The sequence below is a fragment of the Microbacterium stercoris genome, assembly GCF_017592545.1.
In the GTDB taxonomy this organism is placed as follows: Bacteria; Actinomycetota; Actinomycetes; order Actinomycetales; family Microbacteriaceae; genus Microbacterium; species Microbacterium stercoris.
Map to the genome: position 1 here is coordinate 270,746 of NZ_JAGFOA010000002.1, position 24,384 is coordinate 295,129.

General features: G+C 71.2%; 17 protein-coding genes and 1 tRNA gene. 11 read left to right on the top strand and 7 right to left on the bottom strand.

Annotated features, from left to right (window positions below; all coding sequences use genetic code 11):
* Positions 1-40 precede the first annotated feature (40 nt).
* A complete protein-coding gene (locus J5V96_RS05455; RefSeq protein ID WP_208501434.1) occupies positions 41-2,281 on the top strand; it encodes a glycoside hydrolase family 3 C-terminal domain-containing protein in 2,241 nt (746 codons plus the stop codon).
* A 125-nt stretch (positions 2,282-2,406) separates the two neighbouring features.
* Here the strand turns inward: J5V96_RS05455 and J5V96_RS05460 are convergent, their stop codons facing one another.
* The 3 genes from J5V96_RS05460 to J5V96_RS05470 all read right to left on the bottom strand — a co-directional run bounded on the left by J5V96_RS05460 (position 2,407) and on the right by J5V96_RS05470 (position 4,449).
* Positions 2,407-2,922 (bottom strand): TspO/MBR family protein, encoded by a 516-nt coding sequence (locus tag J5V96_RS05460; RefSeq protein ID WP_307793534.1) that lies wholly within the window; start codon positions 2,920-2,922, stop codon positions 2,407-2,409.
* Between the two features lie 23 nt (positions 2,923-2,945).
* Positions 2,946-3,170 (bottom strand): hypothetical protein, encoded by a 225-nt coding sequence (locus J5V96_RS05465; RefSeq protein WP_208501436.1) that lies wholly within the window; start codon positions 3,168-3,170, stop codon positions 2,946-2,948.
* A gap of 79 nt (positions 3,171-3,249) precedes the next feature.
* Entirely contained in the window at positions 3,250-4,449 is a 1,200-nt protein-coding gene (locus J5V96_RS05470; RefSeq protein WP_208501438.1) for an MFS transporter, read from the bottom strand.
* An 87-nt stretch (positions 4,450-4,536) separates the two neighbouring features.
* On the opposite strand from J5V96_RS05470, the gene J5V96_RS05475 reads away from it, so the two are divergent.
* On the top strand, positions 4,537-5,127 hold the full coding sequence (locus tag J5V96_RS05475; RefSeq protein ID WP_208501441.1) for a TetR/AcrR family transcriptional regulator: 591 nt from the start codon (positions 4,537-4,539) through the stop codon (positions 5,125-5,127).
* 4 nt (positions 5,128-5,131) lie between these two features.
* Here the strand turns inward: J5V96_RS05475 and J5V96_RS05480 are convergent, their stop codons facing one another.
* Positions 5,132-6,460, bottom strand: coding sequence for a CoA transferase (locus J5V96_RS05480; protein WP_208501443.1), 1,329 nt, complete (start codon positions 6,458-6,460; stop codon positions 5,132-5,134).
* Positions 6,461-6,535: 75 nt separating this feature from the next.
* Here J5V96_RS05480 and J5V96_RS05485 point away from each other — a divergent pair, with 75 nt between their 5' ends.
* A complete protein-coding gene (locus J5V96_RS05485; protein WP_208501446.1) occupies positions 6,536-7,351 on the top strand; it encodes a DNA-formamidopyrimidine glycosylase family protein in 816 nt (271 codons plus the stop codon).
* 30 nt (positions 7,352-7,381) lie between these two features.
* Positions 7,382-9,886 carry a DEAD/DEAH box helicase gene (locus J5V96_RS05490; RefSeq protein WP_208501448.1) on the top strand — a complete coding sequence of 835 codons (2,505 nt, stop codon included), beginning with the start codon at positions 7,382-7,384 and terminating at the stop codon, positions 9,884-9,886.
* 39 nt (positions 9,887-9,925) lie between these two features.
* On the opposite strand, the gene J5V96_RS05495 is transcribed toward J5V96_RS05490, so the two are convergent.
* A complete protein-coding gene (locus J5V96_RS05495) occupies positions 9,926-10,579 on the bottom strand; it encodes a response regulator (RefSeq protein ID WP_208501450.1) in 654 nt (217 codons plus the stop codon).
* Positions 10,580-10,661: 82 nt separating this feature from the next.
* Here J5V96_RS05495 and J5V96_RS05500 point away from each other — a divergent pair, with 82 nt between their 5' ends.
* On the top strand, positions 10,662-11,864 hold the full coding sequence (locus J5V96_RS05500; RefSeq protein ID WP_208501452.1) for a sensor histidine kinase: 1,203 nt from the start codon (positions 10,662-10,664) through the stop codon (positions 11,862-11,864).
* A gap of 16 nt (positions 11,865-11,880) precedes the next feature.
* Here the strand turns inward: J5V96_RS05500 and J5V96_RS05505 are convergent, their stop codons facing one another.
* The gene (locus tag J5V96_RS05505) at positions 11,881-12,552 is read right to left on the bottom strand and encodes a response regulator (protein WP_208501454.1); all 672 of its coding nucleotides are present in this window, start codon (positions 12,550-12,552) and stop codon (positions 11,881-11,883) included.
* A complete protein-coding gene (locus J5V96_RS05510; RefSeq protein WP_208501456.1) occupies positions 12,549-13,997 on the bottom strand; it encodes a sensor histidine kinase in 1,449 nt (482 codons plus the stop codon). Before J5V96_RS05510 ends, J5V96_RS05505 begins: the two co-directional genes overlap by 4 nt.
* 368 nt (positions 13,998-14,365) lie before the next feature.
* Here J5V96_RS05510 and J5V96_RS05515 point away from each other — a divergent pair, with 368 nt between their 5' ends.
* From J5V96_RS05515 to J5V96_RS05540, 6 genes are all read left to right on the top strand, one after another.
* Complete coding sequence (locus tag J5V96_RS05515) at positions 14,366-20,632, top strand: Ig-like domain-containing protein (protein ID WP_208501464.1); 6,267 nt, start codon at positions 14,366-14,368, stop codon at positions 20,630-20,632.
* Positions 20,633-20,947: 315 nt separating this feature from the next.
* Positions 20,948-22,372 (top strand): glyceraldehyde-3-phosphate dehydrogenase, encoded by a 1,425-nt coding sequence (locus J5V96_RS05520; protein WP_236014590.1) that lies wholly within the window; start codon positions 20,948-20,950, stop codon positions 22,370-22,372.
* A gap of 56 nt (positions 22,373-22,428) precedes the next feature.
* Entirely contained in the window at positions 22,429-23,043 is a 615-nt protein-coding gene (locus tag J5V96_RS05525; protein WP_208501474.1) for an asparagine synthase, read from the top strand.
* A 103-nt stretch (positions 23,044-23,146) separates the two neighbouring features.
* Positions 23,147-23,219 (top strand) — tRNA-Arg (locus tag J5V96_RS05530).
* Between the two features lie 110 nt (positions 23,220-23,329).
* The gene (locus J5V96_RS05535; RefSeq protein WP_208501476.1) at positions 23,330-23,569 is read left to right on the top strand and encodes a hypothetical protein; all 240 of its coding nucleotides are present in this window, start codon (positions 23,330-23,332) and stop codon (positions 23,567-23,569) included.
* Complete coding sequence (locus J5V96_RS05540) at positions 23,566-24,369, top strand: hypothetical protein (protein ID WP_208501478.1); 804 nt, start codon at positions 23,566-23,568, stop codon at positions 24,367-24,369. Before J5V96_RS05535 ends, J5V96_RS05540 begins: the two co-directional genes overlap by 4 nt.
* Positions 24,370-24,384: the final 15 nt, after the last annotated feature.

The following is a 24,384-nucleotide window of genomic DNA, read 5'->3' on the forward strand; positions in this document are numbered from 1 at the left end:
GACAGACCACCACACCAGCAACAGCAGAGAAGGAGTCGCGATGACGACGTTCGACGAGGCGAAGGCGGCGATCGAGGGGCTCACCCTCGAGGAGAAGGCGGGGCTCACCAGCGGGCTCGACTTCTGGCACACGAAGGGCGCGGGTCCCGTCCCGTCCGTGATGGTGACGGATGGCCCCCACGGCCTGCGTAAGCAGCGCGCCGCGGGCGATCACCTGGGCCTCGAGGACAGCGTGCCCGCGACCTGCTTCCCGCCCGCGGTGGGGCTCGGCGCGTCGTTCGACCCCGAGCTGGTCGGTCGGGTGGGTGCGGCGCTCGGTGCGGAGACGTCGATCGAGGAGGTCGCCGTGCTGCTCGGCCCCGGGGTCAACATCAAGCGCTCGCCGCTGTGCGGCCGGAACTTCGAGTACTTCTCCGAGGATCCCGTCGTCTCGGGCGTGATCGGCGCGGCCTGGGTCAAGGGGGTGCAGTCGCAGGGCGTGGGCACGTCGCTCAAGCACTTCGCCGCCAACAACCAGGAGACCGACCGCCTGCGCGTCTCGAGCGAGGTCGACCCGCGCACCCTGCGCGAGATCTACCTGCGCGGGTTCCAGCGCGTTGTGGAGGACGCGCAGCCCTGGACCGTGATGTGCGCGTACAACCGGATCAACGGCGTCTACGCGTCGGAGGACCCCTGGCTGCTCACCTCGGTCCTGCGCGACGAATGGGGCTTCGAGGGACTCGTCGTCTCCGACTGGGGTGCGGTCAATGACCGCGTCGCGGCGCTCGCCGCGGGCCTGGACCTCGAGATGCCCTCGAGCGCGGGCCGCACCGACGCGAAGATCGTCGAGGCGGTGCGATCCGGCGCCCTCGACGAGTCGGTCGTCGACCGCGCCGCCGCCCGCGTCGCGAAGCTCGCCCTCGCGGCGACGAGCGCGAAGCGCGTCGAGGGTCCGCTCGACGTCGACGCCCACCACGCCCTCGCCCGTGAGGCCGCTGGCCGCTCCATCGTGCTGCTCAAGAACGACGGCGCGGTGCTTCCGCTGGCCAAGGACGCCGACCTCGCCGTGATCGGCGTCTTCGCGCGCGAACCGCGGTTCCAGGGCGCCGGCTCCTCGCTGATCAACCCCACCCGCGTGGACGCGGCGATCGACGAGATCCGCGCGCTGTCGTCCGGCGACGTGGTGTTCGCCGAGGGATTCACGATCGACGAGGCGGCTCCCGAGGCCGAGACCGCGCGCCTACGCGACGAAGCCGTGGCTGCGGCCTCCCGCGCATCGACCGCGGTGGTGTTCGTCGGGCTGCCGGCCCGCCTCGAGTCGGAGGGCTTCGACCGCTCGACGATCGAGCTGCCCGCCGACCAGCTCGCCCTGATCGACGCGGTGGCCAGCGCGAACCCGCGCACGGTCGTGGTGCTCTCGCACGGCGGCGTCGTCGCGCTGCCGTTCGCCGACCGCGTGCCCGCGATCCTCGACGGCTCGCTGCTCGGCCAGGCGGGCGGCGGGGCCACCGCCGACGTGCTCTTCGGCGACGTGAACCCGTCGGCCAAGCTCACCGAGACCGTTCCCGTGCGCATCGAGGACAACCCGGCCTACCTCTCCTTCCCGGGCGAGTTCGGTCGTGTGCACTACGGCGAGGGCCTGTTCGTCGGCTACCGCTGGTACGACGCCCGGGATCTCGCGGTGACCTTCCCGTTCGGCCACGGCCTGTCGTACACGTCGTTCGCCTACGGCGAGGCGGCGGCGGCGACCACCGCGGACGGTGACCTCGAGGTGCGCGTCGCCGTGACGAACACGGGCGAGCGCGACGGCCGCGAAGTGGTCCAGGTGTACACGTCGCTGCCCGGATCGGCGGTGTCCCGTCCGGTTCGCGAGCTGAAGGCGTTCGCGAGCGTCGCGCTCGCCGCCGGGGAGACGCGCGAGGTCGTGCTCCGTGTCCGCCGCTCCGATCTCGCCTACTGGGACGTGCGCGTGGACGGCTGGGTCGTCGAAGGCGGCGCATACCGGGTGGAGGTCGGCGCGTCGAGCCGCGACATCCGCACCACGACCGACGTCGAGGTCGAGGGGGACGCGGTGTTTCAGCCGATCACCCGCGACTCCTCTCTCGGTGAGGTCTTCGCGGATCCGACGGCCGCCGCCGCGCTGCACGCGCTGCTGGAGCGCACCGGCGCCGGTGGCCTCGCCGCCTCGGAGGACGAGGGCATCCAGATGATGATGGCGTCGTTCCCCGTGGGGCGCATGGGCATGTTCGGGCTGGGCGACGAGGAGCTCGAGCAGTTCCTCGCCGCCGCCAACGCGCGCTGAGCACGCCTGCCCGGGCTCCCGGGTCGAGGTTCATGGAGGCCATCCGGACACTCTTCTCCGGATGGCCTCCGTGCATGGCCGGTGCCCGGGTCGCGGTGGGCTGAGCGCCGGGATGCTGCGCGGGGTCAGTTGAGCGCGATGATCGCGAGGTTCAGCGTGGTGGCGAAGGCGAGCCAGAGCGCGTAGGCGATCATGATCGCCATCGCCGTGCGCGACCAGCGCGGAGCCGTCAGGATCAGCCACAGCACCGTGAGCAGCAGGGCCAGGATGATCGCGGCGGCGATCCACCAGGCGGCCTCGCCGATCACAGGGAACCCCGCGAAGAACGCGGGCGTCCAGGCCGCGTTGAGCACGAGCTGCACGATCCAGCCGGTGAGCCACGGGCGGGCGCGGTTGCGGTTGCCGGAGCCGAGGTACCCGCGGCGCCACACCAGGAAGCACGCGAGCGCGATGCCCGCGTAGAGCAGCGTCCACACGGGGCCGAACACTCCGTTCGGCGGTGACCAGGGCGCGCGTTCGGCCTCCGCGTACCATCCGTCGACGTTCGAGGTGGTCGCAAGCGACCCGCCGAGCGCCACGGCCGCCACCGCCGCGAGCAGGATCACCGCGACGACGATCTGGCGCGCGACCGGCGGCCGCACAACGCTGTCGGGACGCGATGCGCTCAGGATGACTCCCCGCCCTGGGCTTCGGCATGCGTGCGGGCGGCATCGCGCACCGCCTCGAGGGTGGAGGTGTCGCGGCCGGCCTGCACCTCGCCGACCGCGTCGGAGGTGGCGTAGTTGTACACGACCTCGACGAGGTCGAGCAGGAACTGCGCGCGCCCGGCGGCGTCGAGAGGCTTGAGCTGCTGTTCGATGTCTGCGGCGAGCATGGTGTCGAGTGCCATGTCCGCGACGTTACGACGTGCTCGCCGATGCGGGAAAGGGGTTGCGTTCCGCCGCTGAGTGGGGCAGGCGGCCCCCTGATCAGGTGGCCGGCGCCGGACGCGGGGCCCAGATCACCGCCGCAGCGACCACCAGCATCAGCGCCGCGAAGGCCCCCACCGTGACGCCGAAGCCGAGGGGTGCCAGGGCTGCGACCGCGAGGGGCGCGAGACTCGCGCCCGTGCCGATCAGCAGCGCGTACCCCGCCATGCCCGCGCCGCGGGCGGGGCCGCTCGCGAGTCCCACCATGTGGACGATCGCGGGGATCGCGACGGCGATGCCGGCCACGAACACGCCGCTGCCGAGCATCACGAGCCAGGTCGGTGATCCGGCCGCCTCGATGGCGAGGCCCGCGGCCCCCAGCAGGAACGACGCCGCGGCCACGCGATAGGCGCCGAAGCGGCCGATGAACACTCCCGCGAAGCCGCCGAGCACGATGCCCGGGAGACCGGGCAGGCGCGCCGCGAGAGCGCTCGCCGTGTCGTGGATGCCGAACTCCGCCCCGTGCTGCTGCAGGGCCGCGTACATGCCCACGAGCAGCAGCAGGAACGAGACCGCGGCGAGGTAGGGCGCCCACATCGTGCGCCGGCGGAACATGCCCGCCGCAGCCGCGAGCGATGAGGAGATCCGGGGTGAGTGCGCGGCGCGCGCGACCGCGGGCAGCGAGGGGATCGCCGCGGCCATCACCACGAGCAGGATCGCCAGGATCCAGAACACCCAGCGCCACCCGAGGCCCGGCTCGATCGTGAGCGAGTACGCCTGGCCGGCAATGCTCGCGAGGGGGAAGATCGCGGAGATCACGGCGATGCCGGTGACGCGGTGGCGGTGGGGGAGCACGCGGGCGACGTAGGCGAGGGTGACCGACGGCACGCCGGCGGCGAAAGCTCCCTGGGCGACACGGGCTGCGACCATCCATCCGAGGTCGGTGGCGGTTCCGGCCAGGGCCGTCGCGAGGGCGGCGCCGACCAGCCCGAACGTGATCACCCAGCGCGGGTCGATGGTGTCGGAGAGGGCGGGGTAGAAGAAGCTCGCGGCCGCGAAGGCGAGGCCGAACCCGGCGCCGATCCAGGCGGCGGCAGCGACCGACGCCTGCCATTCGGCGCTCAGCACCGGGGTCAGCGGGATCGTGATGTAGATCAGCGACACCGCGGCGAGCACGGCGACGGCGAGAACGGCGACCACCGCGACGGGATGGTCGACCGACCGGCGGGGGAGGACGGGGGCGGGAGCGGTGTGGGTCATATCTCCATCTCCAACGGTTGCGTTGGCTTGACGATAGCACTCCCAACGCTCGTGTTGGAGATTGTGTTCCCGGGTACGCTGAACCACATGGCGTGGGACACCGAGGGCACCAAGCGGAAGATCCTCGACGCCGCTCTCGCCGAGTTCACCGAGCACGGTCCCTCCGGCACGACGGTCGAGCGCATCGCGGCGCTCGCGGGGGTGAACAAGGAGCGGATCTACCACTACTTCGGCAACCGCGACGCGCTGTTCGGTCACGTCGTGCGGGCAGAGAGCCGGCGGATCAGCGACAACGTGCTCTTCGATCCGGACGCGGACGACCCGATGGGCGACTACGCCGGGCGCATCTTCGACTACCACCTCTCGCGGCCGCAGATGGTGCGCCTGATGCTGTGGGACAGCCTGTCGTCGGGCGGCGGATCGCCCGAGGGCTTCACCCAGGAGACCTATGACGCGAAGGCCGACCGGTTCGCCCGCGGCCAGGCATCCGGGACCGTGAGCGATGCGCTCGCCCCGGGCGAGCTGGTGTTCTCGATCATGGCGCTCAACGCGTGGTGGTTCGCGGTGCCGCGCATCGCGGCGCTCGCCACCGGGCACGGCACCGACGCCGCCGGCATCGCCGCGCGCCGCGCCGCCGTGGTGCAGGCCGCACGCCAGCTCGCCCGGCCCGAGGCGTAGCGGCTCAGGCGTCCCACGTCGCCGCATCGCCGCCCCAGGGGCGCGGCGGAGCGAAGCGATCCGGCGCGCCCGCGAAGGCCAGGATCGGCGGGGCGTGCGTGAGCGACGGACCGCCCGCGACCTGCGTGACGTGCGAGGGGAGATCCGGCTCCGGATGCTCGGTGCGGGTGACGGCGGGCGCGGCGAGGAGCTCCTGCGCGACGCGGGCGAGGGCGATCTCGACGTGCGGAGATCCGCCATCCCGGCGCTGGCGCACAAGGGCCGTGGCGACGGCCGCGGCCAGGAGGTGGCCGGCGGCGTGGTCGAGAGCCTGCACGGGCAGCGCACCGGGCGTCTCGTCGTCGCGGCTCTCGCGCATCGCGATGCCGGCGGTCGCCTGCACGATGCTGTCGAACCCGCGGCGATGCGCCCAGGGGCCCTCTGACCCCCAGGCCGAGAGCCGCGCGGTGACGAGACCCGGATGGCGATCGGCGAGATCGCCCGCGTCGAGGCCGAACCGCGTGAGCGCGTCGGGACGGTAGCCGGTGACGAGAACGTCGCTCTGCGCGAGCAGCGCCTCGAAGGCCTCGCGATCGGCGGCGAGGTCGAGCAGCGCCGAGCGCTTGCCGTGGCCCGTGTCGAGATGCTGCCAGGCGAACTCCGGCAGCGCGGGGGAGTCGATCCGCAGCACGTCGGCGCCCGCGTGCGCGAGGTCGCGCGTCGCGACGGGGCCGGCGATCACGCGCGTGAGGTCGAGCACCCGGATGCCGCCGAGCGGCGTCGCATCCGAGGTCCATGACCGCGCGGACGCCTCACCCGCGGAGGTCAGCGTGATCAGGGGCTGATCGGCCACGGCCTGGGCCTGCGGGTGCGCCCGCCACTCCTCTTCGGTGCGCACGGCCGCGACGATCGCGCCGCGCTCGATCGCCGCCTGCTCGAGGTCGATCGCCGCCCAGCCCGCGGCGCCGCGGGCGATGTCGTCGGTGCCGAGCAGCCGCCGCAGCCGCTCGGCGTGGTGCGGGTAGTTGCCGTGCGTGCGCACCCATCCGTCGGCCGTGCGCCAGAAGCCCGACAGCGGCGACCAGACGTCGGGCTTCTTCCCGTCGACGCGCAGTACCCGGTCGCTCGCGAACGACGCCGCGACGCGGGCGCCGTCGATGCGCACCGGCTCGGAGGATACGGATCCGCGGGCCTCGGCCGTGAGATCGATCGCGAGCGAGGCGACGGCAGCGGAATCGACCGCCAGCTCCGCTACCGGCAGGTGCGACGACCACGCGGGAGCGGTGGCCTCGACGCGTTCGAGCTGCTCGGGAGGGATGCCGAGGGCGTGGGCGGCGGCACGGGCGAAGGGCATGGGCACAGTCTGGCCCTCCGTGCTTCCTCGAGCGACGGGGTGGGGCGTGGGGTCGCCCGTGCATAGACTTCCCGCATGCCGGAGTCGCCTGAGGTGGATGCGCTCGCCGGGTTCCTGCGTGCCGAGCTGACGGGGCGCACGATCCGCGAGATCGAGGTGGAGGAGTTCCGCGCGTGGAAGACCCGCGCGCGTCCTGCCGAGGAGATGGCGGGGCGCACCATCACCGGAGTGCGCAGGTTCGGCAAGCACCTCGCCCTCGACACGTCCGACGCCCAGGGCAGCGGCCCGAGCCTGCTCATCTCGTTCGGCCGCGCGGGGTGGGCGCGCTGGAACGCGGAGGATCTGCCCGAGGCTCCCACGATCGTCCGGGTGCATTTCGACGGCGACGGTCGTCTCGCGCTGACCGATGCGGGCGACTGGCTCTCGCTCGGCGTCTCCGTGACCGACGACCCGACCACCGAGCCGTCGGTCGCGAAGCTGGGGCCGGATCCGATCCTGCCCTCGTTCACCAGGGCCACCCTCGACGGCATCGTGGGCGGCCGGCGCAAGCAGCTGAAGGCGCTGCTGCAGGAGCAGGAGTCGCTCGCGGGAATCGGCAACGCGTACTCGGACGAGATCCTCTTCGTCGCCCGCCTCGCGCCCGACGTCCACGCATCGGCGCTCGACGAGGAGGAGCGCGGGCGCCTGTTCGACGCGATCACGGGCGTGCTCGGCGAGGCCTTCGCGGCCCGGCGCGACGTGCCGATCGCCGAGCAGAAGGCCGCCAAGGTCGCGGCGATGCGGGTGCACGGGCGCACCGGCGAGCCGTGCCCCGAGTGCGGGGGCGTTGTGGAGGACGTGCCGGGCTCGAAGGGCAACGCGCAGTGGTGCCCTGCCTGCCAGGCCGGGTGACTGCCCAGGCGCGTAGGGCAGACTCGCGGGGTGACCTCCTCGCTGCTTGACGCCGTCCGCGCGACCGGAGGTGACGGCGACGCCGTCTACGACGCGTTCGTCGAATGGGCCGAGGGTCGGGGTCTGAGCCTCTATCCCGCGCAGGACGAGGCCGTGATGGAGCTCGTCTCAGGGGCGAACGTGATCCTCGCGACCCCGACCGGCACCGGGAAGTCGCTCGTCGCGATCGCGGCGCACGCGGCCGCGCTCGCGGCGGGAGGGCGCACGTACTACACGGCCCCGATCAAGGCGCTGGTCAGCGAGAAGTTCTTCGCGCTGGTCGATGTCTTCGGCGCCGAGAACGTGGGCATGGTCACGGGTGATTCGTCCGTGAACCCTGATGCGCCCATCGTCTGCTGTACCGCGGAGATCCTGGCGAACCTCGCGCTGCGTCAGGGGGCCGACGCCGACGTCGACCAGGTCGTGATGGACGAGTTCCACTACTACGGCGAGTGGGATCGCGGATGGGCCTGGCAGGTGCCGCTGCTCCTGCTGCCGCGCGCGCAGTTCCTGCTCATGTCGGCGACCCTCGGCGACACCACCGCGATCGAGAAGGACCTCAGCGCGCGCACCGGCCGCCCCACGACGCTCGTCTCCGGCGCCACCCGCCCCGTGCCGCTGCACCACACCTACGAGAAGCGCCCCGTGCACGAGCTCGTCGAGAACCTGCTCGAGGAGAACGAGGTGCCGATCTACATCGTGCACTTCTCGCAGGCCGCCGCCATGGAGCGCGCCCAGGCCCTCGCCAACGTCAAGGTGTCCACGCGCGAGCAGCGCGACGCGATCGCCGAGGCGATCGGCGGGTTCCGCTTTACGACCGCGTTCGGCAAGACGCTCTCCCGTCTCGTGCGCGCGGGCATCGGCGTGCACCACGCGGGCATGCTGCCCCGCTACCGCCGCCTCGTCGAGACGCTCGCGCAGCGCGGCCTGCTGCGCGTGATCTGCGGCACCGACACCCTCGGCGTCGGCATCAACGTGCCCATCCGCACGGTGCTGATCTCGGCGCTGTCGAAGTTCGACGGCACCCGGATGCGCCGCCTCACCGCGCGCGAGTTCCACCAGATCGCCGGCCGCGCGGGCCGCGCCGGGTTCGACCCCTACGGCAACGTCGTCGTGATGGGACCGGATCACGAGATCGAGAACGAGACCGCGCTCAAGAAGGCCGGCGACGATCCGAAGAAGCTCAAGAAGGTGCAGCGCAAGTCGGCGCCCGCGGGCTTCGTCTCCTGGAGCGAGCAGACCTTCGAGAAGCTCGTCGAGTCGGATCCGGAGCCGCTGACGTCGCGTATGCAGATCACCTCGGCGATGATCATCAACGTCATCGGCCGCGGCGGCGACGTGTTCGGCAACGTGCGCTCGCTGGTGTTCGACAACCACGAGCCCCGCGCTCGCAAGTACGAGCTGGCCCGCCGCGCGATCGCGATCTTCCGCACCCTGCGCGACGCCGGCATCGTCGAGGTCACACCGGCGGGGGAGATCCGCCTGGTCGTCGAGCTGCAGCCCAACTTCGCACTCAACCAGCCGCTGTCGCCGTTCGCGCTCGCCGCGATCGAGCTGCTCGATCCGGAGGACAAGCCGGGGGCCGCGGGATCGGGTCACTACGCCCTCGATGTCGTCTCCGTGATCGAGGCGACCCTGGATGATCCGCGTGCCATCCTCAGCCAGCAGGAGTTCAAAGCCCGCGGCGAGGCCGTGGCCGCGATGAAGCGCGACGGCATCGAGTACGAACAGCGGATGGAGCTGCTCGAGGAGATCACGTACGAGAAGCCGCTGCAGGATCTGCTCGCGCAGGCCTTCGAGGTGTTCGCATCGAGCCAGCCGTGGGTGCGCGACTTCGAGCTCAAGCCCAAGTCGGTCGTGCGCGACATGTTCGAGCGGGCCATGAGCTTCGCCGAGTTCACCAACTGGTACCAGCTGGGGCGCAGCGAGGGACTGGTGCTGCGCTACCTCTCGGACGCGTACCGCGCGATCCGCCAGACGGTGCCCGCCGAGGCGCGCACCGAGGAGCTGCTCGACATCATCGCGTGGCTCGGCGAGCTCGTGCGGCAGGTCGACTCGAGCCTGGTCGACGAGTGGGAGGCGCTCGTGGCCGGCGCCGACGCGCACGGGGCCGAGGTCGTGGTGCCGCCCGCCCCGCCGTCCCTCTCGCAGAACCGCCGAGCCTTCACGGTGCTCGTGCGCAACGAGCTGTTCCGTCGCGTGCAGCTGGCCGCGCGCGAGGCCGATGACGAGCTCGTCGAGCTCGATCCGGATGCGGGCTGGCCCGAGGCCCTGGACGCCTACTACGACGAGCACGAGTCGATCGGCATCTCGGGCGCCTCGCGCTCTCCGGCACTGTGCCGGATCACCGAGGGCCGCGAGACCTGGACCGTCGAGCAGGTCATCGACGATCCGGACGGCAACCACGACTGGCGCATCCGCGCCGAGGTCGACCTCGCCGAGTCGGATGAGGCGGGCGCGGCCGTCGTGCGGGTGATCGAGGTCGCGCGCCTGTAACGCCAGGATCGCGGGGCCGGGGACCGCGGCACCGCGGCCTCAGTCGAGACGGACGAGACCCGCTCGCACGGCGCGGATCAGCACCTGCGTGCGATCCCGTGCCTTCCAGCGCAGCATGATGCGACGCAGGTGGGACTTCACGGTCGCCTCCGCCAGGAACAGCTCGCGCGCGATCTCGGCGTTCGACAGCCCGCGCGCCACCAGCGAGATGACATCGCGCTCGCGCTCGGACACGGCCTCGATCGGCGACAGCGGCTGCGGCGCGCGCACGGTCGCGGCGACGCTCTGCACCAGCTCGCGCGCCACCGCGGGGGAGAGCACGAACCCGCCCTCGTGAGCCGCGCGGACGGCGGCGACGATCTGATCCGGATCCGTGTCCTTGACGAGGAATCCGACGGCGCCCGCGAGCAGGGCGGCGAGCACGGTCTCATCGGAGGCGTAGGTCGTGACGGCGATGACGCGGACGTCGGGCAGCTCGCGCGCGAGCACCTCGATCGCGGCGAGACCGTCGGTGCCGGGCATGCGGATGTCCATCAGCACCACGTCGGGACGCAGGTCGCGACAGCGCGCGACGGCTTCGGCGCCGTCGGCCGCCTCGCCGATCAGTGCGAGATCGGTCGCGTCCTCGACGAAGAACGACAGCGCCCGACGCACCAGCGGATCGTCATCGGCGATGAGGACCCGGATCGTCATAGCAGGATCATAGGGCGCGCCCACTGCCGCTCTGCGGGCGCCCTCGGCGCTTTCGGGTGCATCCCGGCACCAGAATCGAACCATGAGCGAGACGTCGCGGGCGAGGACCCCGGAGCGCCCCCGGCAGGTCCGTTCCGAGCGCTGGCTGCTCCGCTCGTCTGCCCGGCCCGTGGGGTTCTGGGAGTTCACCCCGTTCTCCCGCGATGCGCGCGTCACGATCCTCGGGATCACCCTGGTGCTGTTCGCGATCGAGGCGGCCCTGCGTCTCGCGGACCTTCTCCCCAACGGCGCCCGCGGCTTCGCCATGCCGCTGCTCGCGACGGCCCTGGTGGCCGTGACCCTCTGGCATCCTCCCTCCGGCGCAATCGGTCTGATGCTGCTCGGCTTCGGGGGCGTGGCGATCGGCCAGGGTGGACGATTCCTCAGCGGGATGGTGCTGACGGCCGGGCTCATCGTGTTCGCCTGCGGGCTGAAGATGGTGGCGGCCTTCCTGGCGGCCACGCTCGTCTGGGTCGCGATCGTCACCGCCTGGCCACCCGGCCTGGGGGACTGGGGCACCCTCGGGCACCTGCTCGCGCTGGTGCTCTCGGTGGCGGTGGGCGCGGCCATCCGCGGCATGGTGCGGCGAAACCGCGAGCTGAGCCGCGAAATCGCCGCGGGTGATGAGCGCCTGCAGGCCGAGCTGCGCGCCGAGCGCGTGCGCATCGCCGACGAGCTGCACGACATCATCGCGCACGACATCTCGGTCGTCACGATGCACGCCCGCGTGCTCGAACGCACGCAGGATCCGGAGGTGCGTCAGCGCTCGCAGCAGGCGATCGCGCACGCTGCGGGCCAGGCGCTCGCCGACACCCGCCGGGTGCTGCAGCTGATCCATCGCGAGCCCGACCCCGTCACCACCGAGCCGGCCGATCTGCGCGCGACGCTCGAGCGCCTCGCCGAGCAGCTGCGCAGCGCGGGCGACGAGGTCGATCTCGCGGTCGACGCCGTGCCGGCCCTGGCGCGCAGCATCGAGACCACGCTCGTGCACGCGGCCCGCGAATCGGTCACCAACGTCATCAAGCACACGGTCGGCCCCGGCCGGCAGGTGCGCATCTCGCTGGCCGCCGACCGCGACACCGTCACGCTCTGCGTGCAGAACGCGGGACAGGCGAAGGCGCCGGTAGCCTCATCCGGCTATGGCCTCGCGCGTCTGCGCGAGCGCGCCGAGCTGCTGGGCGGCACCTTCACGGGCGGATTCGAGAGCGGCTCCTGGGTCGTGCGGATGAGCCTGCCGCAGCACTGAGCACCGGGGCGTCGGCTCAGAGCACCAGGCGGTAGCCCATGCCCTGCTCGGTGAGCAGATGCACGGGATTGGCGGGGTCGGCCTCGAGCTTCTTGCGCAGCTGCGAGATGTAGAGCCGCAGGTAGCCGGTGTCGGCGATCTGCTCGGATCCCCAGAGGTCCTTCAGCAGCGTCTGGCGGGTGACCAGGGCGCCGGGGTGACGCGCGAGGAACTCGAGCATGCGCCATTCGGTCGGGGTGAGGTGCACGGGTTCGCCGCTTCGCGTGACCGACTTCGTGGCGAGATCCACCTTCACGTCCCCGAAGGCGACGACCGGATCGGAGGAGGCGCTGCTGATCCGTCTCGCCAGGGCACGAAGGCGCGCGAGCAGCTCGTCGATCTGGAAGGGCTTCGTGACGTAGTCGTCGGCGCCCGCATCGAGCGCGTCGACCTTGTCGGCCGACCCGGTGCGGCCCGAGACCACAACGATCGGCGCGTCTGTCCACCCGCGCAGGGCCTGGATGACCTCGACCCCGTCGAGGCGCGGCATGCCCAGGTCGAGCAGCACGACATCGGGGCGCGCCTGCGCCGCGACCGCGATCGCCTCGGCGCCGTCGGTGGCGGACACCACGTCGTAGCCGTGCGCGCCCAGCGTGATCCGCATCGCCCGGATCAGCTGCGGATCGTCATCGGCGATCAGGATCTTCATGCGTCCAGTCTGCTGCCCCGCCCGACGTGCGCGGCGAGCGGAAGCTCGACGACCATCGTCAGCCCGCCGCCGGGAGTGTCCTCGGGGGTGAGCGTGCCGCCCATGCCCTCCATGAAGCCGCGGGACAGGGCGAGGCCCAGGCCCAGGCCTGCGGTGTTGTCGGTGTCGCCCATGCGCTGGAACGGCGCGAACATCTCGTCCCGGCGGTCGGGCGCGACGCCGGGTCCGTGATCGACGATGCGCAGCTGCGCACGCCCGCCCGAGACGCGCGATTCGATGCGGATGGGGGCCGTCGCGGGGGAGTGCCGGTCGGCGTTCGCGACGAGGTTGACGATCACCCGCTGCAGCAGGCCCGGATCGGCGGAGAGCTCCGGCAGATCCGGATCGATCGCGACCACCACGCGCTCGCGCCCGAGGCGCAGCTCGGCGAGGGAGGCTCTGGCGATCTCGGCGGCGTCGACATCGGCGAGCGAGACCGCGAGCACACCGGCCTCGATCCGGCTCACATCGAGCAGGTCGGCGACCAGGGCGGTGAGTGTGCGCAGGCTCTCGTCGGCGGTGGCGAGCAGCTCGTCGCGGTCGTCGGCGCTGAGCGACGACCCGGCCGCGCGCAGGCCGCCGACCGAGGCGACGGCCGCGGCGAGGGGGCGCCGCAGATCGTGGCTGACCGCAGAGAGGAGCGCCGTGCGCACGCTGTCCGCCGCGGCGAGGGTCTCGGCCTCGCGCGCGGCCTCGCTGAGGTGCGCGTGCTCGAGCGCGGCGCCGAGCTGGGTCGCCACCACGGAGAGCAGGCGGGTCTCGGGCTCGTCGAGACGGGTGCCGTGCAGCTCGAGCGTGGCGCGCGGAGTGTGGGCGGCGCCCACCGCCACGGAGACCGAGCGGCCGTCGCGGGTCGGCTCCCCGTCGGCGGCGATCGTCGCGCCGTCGAGCCCGACCAGGCGCGCGCCCGTTGCGTGGAACGCCTCGCGAGCCTTCGTCACCAGCGCCTGTGCCGCGCTCTCGCCGCGGAGCACGCTTCCCGAGATCGTCGCGAGCAGCTCCGACTCGGCCGCCGCTCGCTCCGCCACGCGCGCGCGGCGCGCGGCCTGCGCCACGATCCAGCTCACCAGCACCGCGCTCAGCACGTAGAAGATCACGGAGAGCGCGTGCGCGGGAGAGGCGACGGTGATCGTGAAGATCGGGTGCAGGAACAGGAAGTTCAGCGTCAGCCCCGACAGCACGGCGGTGAACAGCGCGGGCCAGATGCCGCCGATCAGGGCCACGACCACCACCAGCAGCTGGTAGGCCAGCACGTTGGCCGCGAGAAGGTCGTCGTGCGCCACCTGGAACAGCACCCAGGACAGCACCGGTCCGACGGTCAGCGCCACGACGAATCCGGCGATCTGCCGCCGCCAGCCGAGGGCTCCCGTCCGGAACCGGGGCAGACGCAGTGCGCTCTCGCTCATGACGGATCCACCTCTCGCCGGCCCTCTTCGTCGCGCTCGACTGTACGCCCGGGACCCTCGCCGATCGGGCGTCCTGACGGATTCCTCACGGCGCTCGGACGGATCCTGACGGTCTCGTCGCGAACGGCCACCGGCCGCCTCCGCGCTCGTATATCGCACTCGCGAGGGCGCGGTCGAGCGGGATGCTCGAAATCCGGGATATCGACTGACCGGATGGCAAATCGGACGTGAAGAGGCGGAGTACGTCCGAAATTGGCTGTGGACTTACGAAACTCCCAGGAACATACTGGTCTCCCTGGGGGGAAGGGATGCCGACATTCCGGCTATCTGCGCGCCCCGCCATGTTCAGAGGGGAATGGAAGCAGAGCATGCCTCGCAAGGAAGCGTCGACGAGTTCAGGAAAATCAGGTCGGATCCGCAGAGCGCGAAAGCGCGGATTCGCAGGCGTCGCCGGCGTCGTCGCCGCGGCGCTCGCGTCCTACGGAATCCAGGGGGCGCTGCCGGCGCAGGCCGCGCCGACGGACGACTCCGAAGCGCGCGGGCAGGTGATCATCAGCGACCTGCTGGGCGCGGTCGACCTGCTGGCGCTCGGCGGTGCGCTTGACGGATACCCCAGCGGCGACCCCGCGACGCCCGTCAACGGCACGCTCGACGTGGGCGCGCTGGGCCTGGTGTCGCTCGACCTCGGCGCCATCCAGATGCCGCTGATCGGCGACGGCACCAACGGCGGACTGCTCGACCTCGGCTCCCTCGGCGCCGCCGGCTCCTACGCCAACGCTCCGAGCTCGACCACCTCCACCGCCTCCGCGGGAACGATCACCGCCGACGGCGCCCTGGACGTCGACCCCGCGAACCTTCCGCCCGACCCCGAGAACTACGCCACGCTCAACCTCACCGACCTGCTCGCCCAGGCCGGCATCGACGGCCTCACCGATCAGATCATCGACCAGCTCGAACTGCGCATCGGGGCGCTCGCCTCGACCGCGACCGCGACCACGCAGCCCGACGGCACCGTCGGCTACACGTCGGACTACGCGATCGCCGGTGCGCAGCTCGAGCTGAGCTCGCCGCTGGTGGGCGGGCTGAGCGGCACGATCGACACCGCCGTCACGGGCGTCCAGTCGCTCGTCGACACGACCATCACGGGTCTTCAAGGCCCGATCAACACGCTCGTCAGCGGCCTTCCGAACATCAACCTCGGCCTGCTGGGCGTGAACCTCACGGGTGCCACGGTCGCGGCGACGCCGCCGAACCTCGCCGCCGCGGTCGACAGCGTCCTGGCCGCGCCGATCGCGGACGCCGCCGGAGTGGTCTCGGTCGACCTCAACACGGGCGTCGTCACCGTCAACCTCGAGAACATCTCCTACGACGGGGGTGCCACAACGGGCCTGAACGGTCTCGACCCGAACACCGCGCTGCTCTCGGCGCCGGCCCTGTCGGCGATCACCGCGGGCGTCTCTGAGGTGCTCGGCGCGGTCACGACGCGCATCGTCGACGCGGTCGAGGCGGCCGTGTACGACACGGCCGTGGCCATCACGATCCCCGCGGCCCTCACCGTGCTGGGCAACACCGTCAACGCGACGATCACCGTCGACACCACGCTCGGCTCGCTGGCCGGGGCACCGGACTATCCGGCGGTCACCAGCGACGACATCTCGGTGGACGTGACCGCGGGAGGCCTGCTGCCGACGCTTCTGAGCCTGCTCGGCGTCGACCTGAACGGCCTGGTGGCCCTGGTCACCGACGGCATCGTGGCCAACCTCCTGCCCGGCCTGATCACCACGGCCGGCACCGCGACGCAGGCCCTGCTCACGGGAGTCGGCCCCGCGCTGAGCTCCACGCTCACGGGTGCGACCGGCGCGATCCTCGATCAGCTCTCGCCGGTGCTCGGCGCGCTCAATGAGGTCGCGAACATCGTGATCAACGAGCAGACCACGCCCACCGGCACCGACTACCTCGTCGGCAGCCCCGAGGCCTTCACCGTCAACGCCCTGAGCATCGAGCTGCTGCCGAACGTGCTCGACCTCGCGGCGATCGACCTGGCGTCCTCGACCGTGCGCGCGCTCGCCACGGAGCCGCCGGTGGTCGTGACCCCGGCCAACGGGTCGGCCACGAACGACACCACCCCGGAGGTCACGGGAACTGTTCCCGTCTACTCCGCGGGTCTCACCGTGGACGTGACGATCACGAACCCCGACGGATCGACCACCGTGATCAGCGACGTGCCGGTGGCCGACGCGGGTGACGGAACGGGCACGTGGGCCACGGTGGTGCCGGACGGGTCGGCGCTGGCCGAGGGCGTGCACACCGTCTCGGCGACGTCGACCGACGCGGCGGGCATCGGCTCGCCGACCTCGAACGTCAACACCTTCACGATCGACGTCACCGCCCCGGCCGCGCCGACGGTCGTGACGCCTGCCGACCTCTCGGTCACCAATGACGCCACCCCCGCCGTCACGGGAACCGTGCCGGCCTACGAGGCGGGCCTGACCGTCGATGTGACGATCACGGGCCCCGGCGGTTCGACCACCACGATCGCGGATGTCCCCGTGACCGACGCGGGCGACGGCACGGGCACGTGGGCGACCGTCGTGCCGGATGGGACGCCGCTGGCCGAGGGCGAGTACACCGTCTCCGCCACGTCGACCGACCTCGCCGGCAACACGTCGGGGGCATCGAACGTGAACACCTTCACGGTCGACCTGACCAACGACGAGGTGCCGACCGTGGTGACGCCGGCTGACGGCGACCTCATCGCGGACAGCACCCCGCCGGTGACCGGCACCGTGCCCACGTACGAGCCCGGGATGACCGTCGATGTGACGATCACGAACCCCGACGGCTCGACTACCGTGATCGCGGACGTGCCCGTGACAGACAACGGAGACGGCACCGGCAGCTGGGTGGGCACCTCGCCGGCCCTCGCCGACGGCGTCCACTCGGTGTCGGCGACCTCGACCGACGCCGCGGGCAACGTGTCGGACACCTCGAACGTCAACTCGTTCACCGTCGACACCACCGCCGCGGCGGACGCCCCGGTGGTGGTCACGCCGGCCGACGGCGCGACGGTCACCGACGACACGCCGGAGATCGCGGGCACGGTGCCCGTGTACGAACCCGACCTGACGGTCGACGTGACGATCACCAACCCCGACGGCTCGACCACGGTGATCCCGGATGTCCCCGTCGCGGACGCCGGCGACGGCACGGGCACCTGGACGACCACGGCACCCGAGCTCGCGCAGGGCGCGCACACCGTCTCGGCCGTCTCGGTCGATGCGGCGGGCAACGCCTCGCCCGGATCGAACATCAACGCGTTCACGGTCGACTCGATCGCGCCGGCGGCACCCGTGGTGGTGAGCCCGGCCGACGGCTCGGCGAGCAACGACACCACGCCGGATCTGTCCGGCACGGTTCCGGCCTTCGAGACCGGCCTGACCGTGACCGTCACCCTGACGAACCCGGATGGCTCCACCACGCTGTTCGAGGACGTCCCCGTCGTGGACGCCGGTGACGGCAGCGGCACCTGGACCGTTGCGGCCGGCACCCTCGTGCCGGGCGACTACACGGTCGAGGCGGTGGCGGTCGATGCCGCGGGCAACGTCTCGGACGTGTCGAACATCAACGCGTTCACGGTCGACACCACCGCGCCGGAGGCGCCGACGGTGACCGGCCCCGCCGATGGCTCCACGATCTCCGACAGCACGCCCGACATCACCGGCACCGTGCCGGTGTTCGAGCCGGGCCTGACGGTGGATGTCACGATCGCGAACCCGGACGGCACCACCTCGGTGCTCGAAGATGTTCCGGTCACGGACAACGGCGACGGCACGGGCAGCTGGACGGTTCCGGCCGGCACGCTGACCGAGGGCGACTACACGGTGACCGCCACCTCGACGGACGCGGCGGGCAACGTCTCGCCCGTGTCGGATGCGGTGACCTTCACGGTCGACACCACCGCGCCGGAGGCGCCGACGGTGACCGGCCCCGCCGATGGCTCCACGATCTCCGACGGGACGCCCGACATCACCGGCACCGTGCCGGTGTTCGAGCCGGGTCTGACGGTGGATGTCACGATCGCGAACCCGGACGGCACCACCTCGGTGCTGGAGGACGTTCCGGTCACGGACAACGGCGACGGCACGGGCAGCTGGACGGTTCCGGCCGGCACGCTGGCGGACGGCGACTACACGGTCACCGCCACCTCGACCGATGTGGCGGGCAACGTCTCGCCGGTGTCGGATGAGGTGACGTTCACGGTCGACACCACCGCGCCCGAGGCCCCGGCGATCCTGACTCCGACGGACGGATCGATCACCGCCGACACCACACCGGTGATCAGCGGCACGGCCGAGCCGGAGACGACGGTCGACGTGACGGTCACCAACGCGGATGGCAGCACCACGGTGTTCGAGGATGTCCCGGTCTCGGCCGGCGGCGCCTGGACCATCACGCCTGCCACGCCACTTGCGCAGGGCGCTCACACGGCGACGGCGGTCGCCGTCGACGCGGCCGGCAACGTGTCGGCACCGTCGGAGCCGGTCGACTTCACGATCGACTCCGTCGCTCCCGTGGCTCCCGTGATCACGGGCCCGGCCGACGGATCGGTGACGAATGACGCCACGCCGGTCATCACCGGCACCGCGGAGCCCGGCACCACGGTGGATGTGACGATCACGAACCCCGACGGATCCACCACGGTCATCGAGGACGTGCCCGTCGTCGACGGCGCGTGGAGCGTGACCTCGCCCGAGCTCGCCGACGGCGCGCACACGGTGACGGCCACGTCGACGGACGACGCGGGCAACACCTCGCCGGTGTCGGCTCCTGTGACCTTCGAGGTCGACACCGCCGAGCCGGCGGCCCCGGCGATCACCAGCCCGACCGATGGCCAGACGATCGGCGACACCACGCCGCTGATCCAGGGCACGGGCGAGCCGGGTGCCACCGTGACGGTCGTGATCGACGGCGAAGAGGTCGGCACCGCGCTCGTCGATGCGGGCGGCGCGTGGCAGTTCCCGACCACCGAGCCGCTGGCGGACGGCGACCACACGGTCTCCGCGACCCAGACGGATCCGGCCGGCAACGTCTCGGCGCCGTCGGACGAGGTGACCTTCACCGTCGACAGCACGATCCCCGCGGTCGACATCACCTCGCCGGCCGAGGGCGCGCTGACGAACGACCCGACCCCGGAGATCTCCGGGACCGGCGAGCCGGGAAGCACCATCACGGTGATCGTCGATGGCGTCGAGCTCGGCACGACCGAGGTCGACGAGGACGGCAACTGGACGTTCACGCCCGACGAGGCGCTCGCCGACGGTGAGCACGAGGTCGAGGTCGTGGCGGAGGACGGCGCCGGCAACACGGCGACGGACGGTCCGATCACCTTCATCGTCGACACCACGGCACCGGATGCCCCGGTGATCACGAGCCCGACGGACGGTGACGTCCTGACCGACCTGACCCCCGAGATCACCGGTACGGCCGAGCCTGGCAGCACGGTCACGGTGATCATCGACGGCCAGCCGGTCGGCGAGACCACGGTCAACGAGGATGGCGACTGGACGTTCACGCCCACGACGCCGCTCACGCCGGGAGAGCACGAGATCACCGCGACCGCGACCGATCCGGCGGGCAACGTGTCGGATCCGTCCGCGCCGGTTGGTGTGACCGTGCCCGACTACCAGCCGACGATCACCGTTCCGGACGCCCCGGCGTACCCCGGCACGGAGATCCCGGTGACGGGTGAGGGCTTCCCGCCGAACACCGAGGTCGAGGTCGTGCTCACGGATGCGGACGGCGACCCCGTCGGCGAGCCGGTCTCCGTGGAGACCGACGACGAGGGCGGTCTCTCCACGGTCATCACCGTGCCCGAGGGCGTGGTTGCGGGGGAGCACACCGTGGTCGGATCGACCGAGGACGGCCTGACCGCCGAGGACACCGTCACGGTGTACACCCCGGTGGTGACGCCGGGTGGTCCGGTCTCGCCCGGGGAGGAGCTGCCCGTCACGGGTGGCGGCTTCCCGCCGAACACCGAGGTCGAGGTCGAGGTGCTCGATCCCGACGGGAACCCCGTGGGAGGTCCGGTCGTGGTCGACACGGACGGCGACGGCGGCTTCGAGACCGAGGTGCCGATTCCGGATGACGCCGAGCCCGGCGACTACACGGTCGTCGTGACCACTCCGGACGGATCGGAGTTCACCGCGCCGGCCGTGGTGTCGGGCCCCGAGGCCTGGGAGATCTCGATCAAGGTCGTCAACCCGGTGCTGCACCGCGGTGACACCCAGGTGACCTACGGCTACGGCTTCGCGCCGGGCGAGGTCGTCACCGGCACGCAGACCTCGGCCCCGCTGGCGCTGGGCACTCAGGTCGCCGATGAGAACGGCACGGTCCGGTTCGAGTGGACCATCCGCTCGAACGAGGATCTGGGCGAGCACGGGGTGACGCTGACGGGCAACATCCGCGGCACGGTCACGGGCACGTTCCAGGTCGTCGCCGAGGGAGGCCTCGCGGCCACCGGCGCGGTGGTCTGGCCCGCGCTCGCAGCCGGCTCGCTGGCGCTGGCCGCCGGCGCGCTGCTGCTGATCCGCCGCCGTCGTGCGGAGGCGGACGCCGTGGTGGACACGCAGTCCTGACCCTGCGCCCCACCTGAGGAAGGCCCTGGCTGATGCCAGGGCCTTCTTCGCGTGCGCCGGGCGTCCGATTCGCCCGCCGCGGGGACGGATCCTTCGATCGGCGCAAGATCCGCGGATCTTGACGGTGCGCGCGGCCGCCGGCGCCGGCGGCCGGCGCGCACGATGAGAGAGAGGACGGCGCGACCCGCCGACGAAGACGCCCCACAAAGGAGTGAAGCGACAGTGAACGACCCCCACGAGCCTCGCGAATCCGCCGCCGATCCGGCGGCACGGTACCGGGAGGACTGGATCGCCCGCGAAGAGCTGGCGGAGCGGATGATTCCGCTGATCGGCCGCCTGCACCGCTCGCGCGGCATCGTCACCTCCATCCACGGACGACGGCTCATCGGCCGCTCGCCGGTCGAGATCCTCAAGGCGCATCGCTTCGCGCGTCTGCACGGCGACCAGGTGCTGCGCCCGGCGAAGACCCTCGCGGTGCTGGAGGCGATCGACCGGATCGGCCCCGGCGCCGCCTCGATCGATGTGGGGCGGCTGGTGACGCGCTACGACGAGCGCGGCGGCTCGTACGCGGTCGATGATCTCGACGCCTTCCTCTGCGGAGAGCTCGGCGAGGTCGTCGGCGCCACCCGCCCCGAGGCGACCGATGTCGTGCTCTACGGGTTCGGACGCATCGGGCGCCTCGTCGCACGGATCCTCCTGGCCCACGCGGGCGGATCCGGCCTGCGGCTGCGGGCGATCGTCGTACGCCGCGGGGGAGAGAACGATCTGCGGAAGCGGGCGAGCCTGCTGCGGCGCGACTCGGTGCACGGCTCGTTCGCCGGCACGATCGAGATCGACGAGGAGCGCTCGACCATCCTCGCCAACGGCACGCTCATCCATGTCATCTACTCGGACGATCCGGCGACTGTCGACTACGCGAGCCACGGCATCCGCGACGCCATCGTCGTCGACAACACGGGACGCTGGCGCGACGAGGAGGGGCTCTCGCGGCACCTGCGCGCCGCCGGCGTCGCGCGCGTGCTGCTCACCGCGCCCGGGAAGGGCGCCATCAAGAACATCGTCGCGGGCGTGAACAGCCACGTCATCGAGGAGGGCGACCGGATCCTCTCGGCCGCCTCCTGCACCACCAACGCGATCACCCCGATCCTGAGCGTGCTGGATGAGGCCTACGGCGTCGTCCGGGGACACGTCGAGACGGTGCACTCCTTCACCAACGACCAGAACCTCATCGACAACTTCCACAAGGGGGATCGCCGCGGGCGGTCCGCCGTGCTGAACATGGTCATCACCGAGACCGGGGCGGCGAAAGCCGTGGCCAAGGCGCTGCCGCAGCTCGAGGGCAAGCTCACCGGCAGCGCGATCCGCGTGCCGACGCCGGATGTCTCCCTCGCCATCCTGAACCTGACGCTTGCGCGTCCGACGTCCAAGGACGAGCTCAACGCGTACCTCCGACAGGTCTCGCTGACCTCGCCGCTGCGACAGCAGATCGACTGGATCGAGTCGCCCGAGGTGGTCTCGACGGACTTCGTCGGATCGAACCGCACGGGCATCGTCGACGGGCTCGCCACGATCGCCGACGGCGAGAACGCGGTCCTCTACGTCTGGTACGACAATGAGTACGGCTACTCGTGCCAGGTGGTGCGTGTGCTCGAGCAGATGGCCGGGGCGCATCCGGCGGTGCTGCCCGTGCGGGAGCCGGTGGTGCTCGCCTCGCCGGAGCGCGCAGCGCTGCAGGTCTGAGGGCGTGGCGAGAGCCCGGTGGCGACTACCCTGGAAGGCGAATGCTGGGAGGTGTCGTGGGGCGCAACGCAGAGGCCATCGAAGAGGGCGTCGCGATCTCGCTCGCTGCCGCGCGCCTTTCGGTGAAGAACACCATCCTGGTGAGCACGATCTCGCTCGACGAGTCGTTTGATCCGCTGCACTTCGTCGGGTCGGCGCACGCGGCGCTGATCGCGCTCGCCGAGGAGCAGGAGGCGGCCGCCGAGGCGGTCTCGAAGGCACGGAAGGCGGCCTGGGGCCGGCACACCGCGCCGCACGGCACGCACGACTACCGCGACCGCGATGTGCGCAACCTCCGTCGTCGTGCCAAGCAGTACGCCGGCGTCGCGAAGGTGCTGCGTGCCAAGGCGGCCGATCAGGGTGTGCTGCGCGAGCTCGTCGAGCACGCGCGTGAGGCGGCCTGGCACGACGTCGAGATCAACCTGCAGGGGCGCCTGCGGGTCGAGGCGATGCGTCCGGAGCAGGATCCGGACTACGCGTCGATGCGCGAGGCGCGGATGCAGGCGCTGCGCCTGGTCGACCTGCAGAAGCTGTCGGCTCAGGCCCGCCGCAAGCGCAAGGCCGATGCCGAGGCAGCCGACGCCGGCGGCTCGGCCGACCCGCTCACGGAGGCGGTCGACGCCGCGACGTGACGGCGCGACGCGCCCGGGAGGCGCGTCGACATGGCCCGATTGGCGTTCCAGGCAGGCCCCGTTGTAAGCTGTACTGGTTGCCACGGCGACGAAAACAGAACAAGCGCCCGTAGCTCAATGGATAGAGCATCTGACTACGGATCAGAAGGTTAGGGGTTCGAGTCCCTTCGGGCGCACACTGTGTTGAGACAGTATTGAGAAGGCCCCCGCGAGAGCGGGGGCCTTCTCGTTTCTGTCAAGCCGCCGGAAGGCGACAACGAAGCGGTATCCCGCCGCGTTCGAAGATATGACTCTCGGGTACGACGCCGCCGACCGGCACGTGAGGACCACGTACGACGACGGCGCGGTGGTGCCGATTCTGCGGGATGCGGCCAGCCGCATCGTGCAGCGCACCATCGACCCTGCCGGCACCGCGGCGGCCGTGGCGACGAAGCACCTCTACGCCGGGGATGCAGACACCCCGTTCGCCACCACCACCGGCGCGGAGATGACGCGTCAGGTGGGGCTTCCGGGTGGGGCACCGTGACGATCACCGCCAGCGGCAGCACATGGGCGTATCCGTCGATGCCCCTCGGCCGCTTTCTCCAAGTCGACCCCGTCGAAGGCGGTGTGGACAACGACTGGCCCACCGACCCATCGGGGAAGATGACCTCACTGAGGAGTGCGCCCTATGGTGCGATGCCGCCGGTCAGTTCGACAGCGGCCAATTCGCTGATGATGTGGCCTTTGCGCTTGGTATCGCGGGAATGTTCGGATGTGCGGTCTGTCTTGGTGTCTCAATCGGAAACACGGAAAGAGCCTTATCATATGAGAGCCTTGATCAAGTATGCCTTCGAGGTGAACATTGGTGGGCCCTATCTGTTGCTGTTCCCTTTCGTGTTCTTCGCTCCCGGCCCTCTCTGGGTCGCGATTTTGGGCTACCTCGCGGCAGGCGCGTTGCTGCTGTTCATAGCATGGTCACGGCGTCGGTACGAGCAGAAGAGCGGCCTGGTTCGCCCTTCCGCCGTGGAATCTCGAGTCCGTGGTCTCATGCAGGTGCCTAAAGTCATTGGCACGGACGATCGTCCCTCGGTGTTGGGCATCGCCACCGAAGGGCAGTATGTGAACTGCCACCTCCTGTCGGCACGGGTTGGAGACGAGATCCATGCCCTCATCGTGTCGCGACGTTGGCCGAATCGAATCGCGGAGTTTCTTTGCTTCGGTTCGGTCGGAGAGTGGCGATCCTGGGCGCGACTGAACGGAGTGATCTTCCTAGCGGAAGGGAAGTATGCCGACGCCGTATACGAGCGATTCTTCGAACAGCATGTCGATCGCTTGGGACGGTGACTGAAGTCACATAAG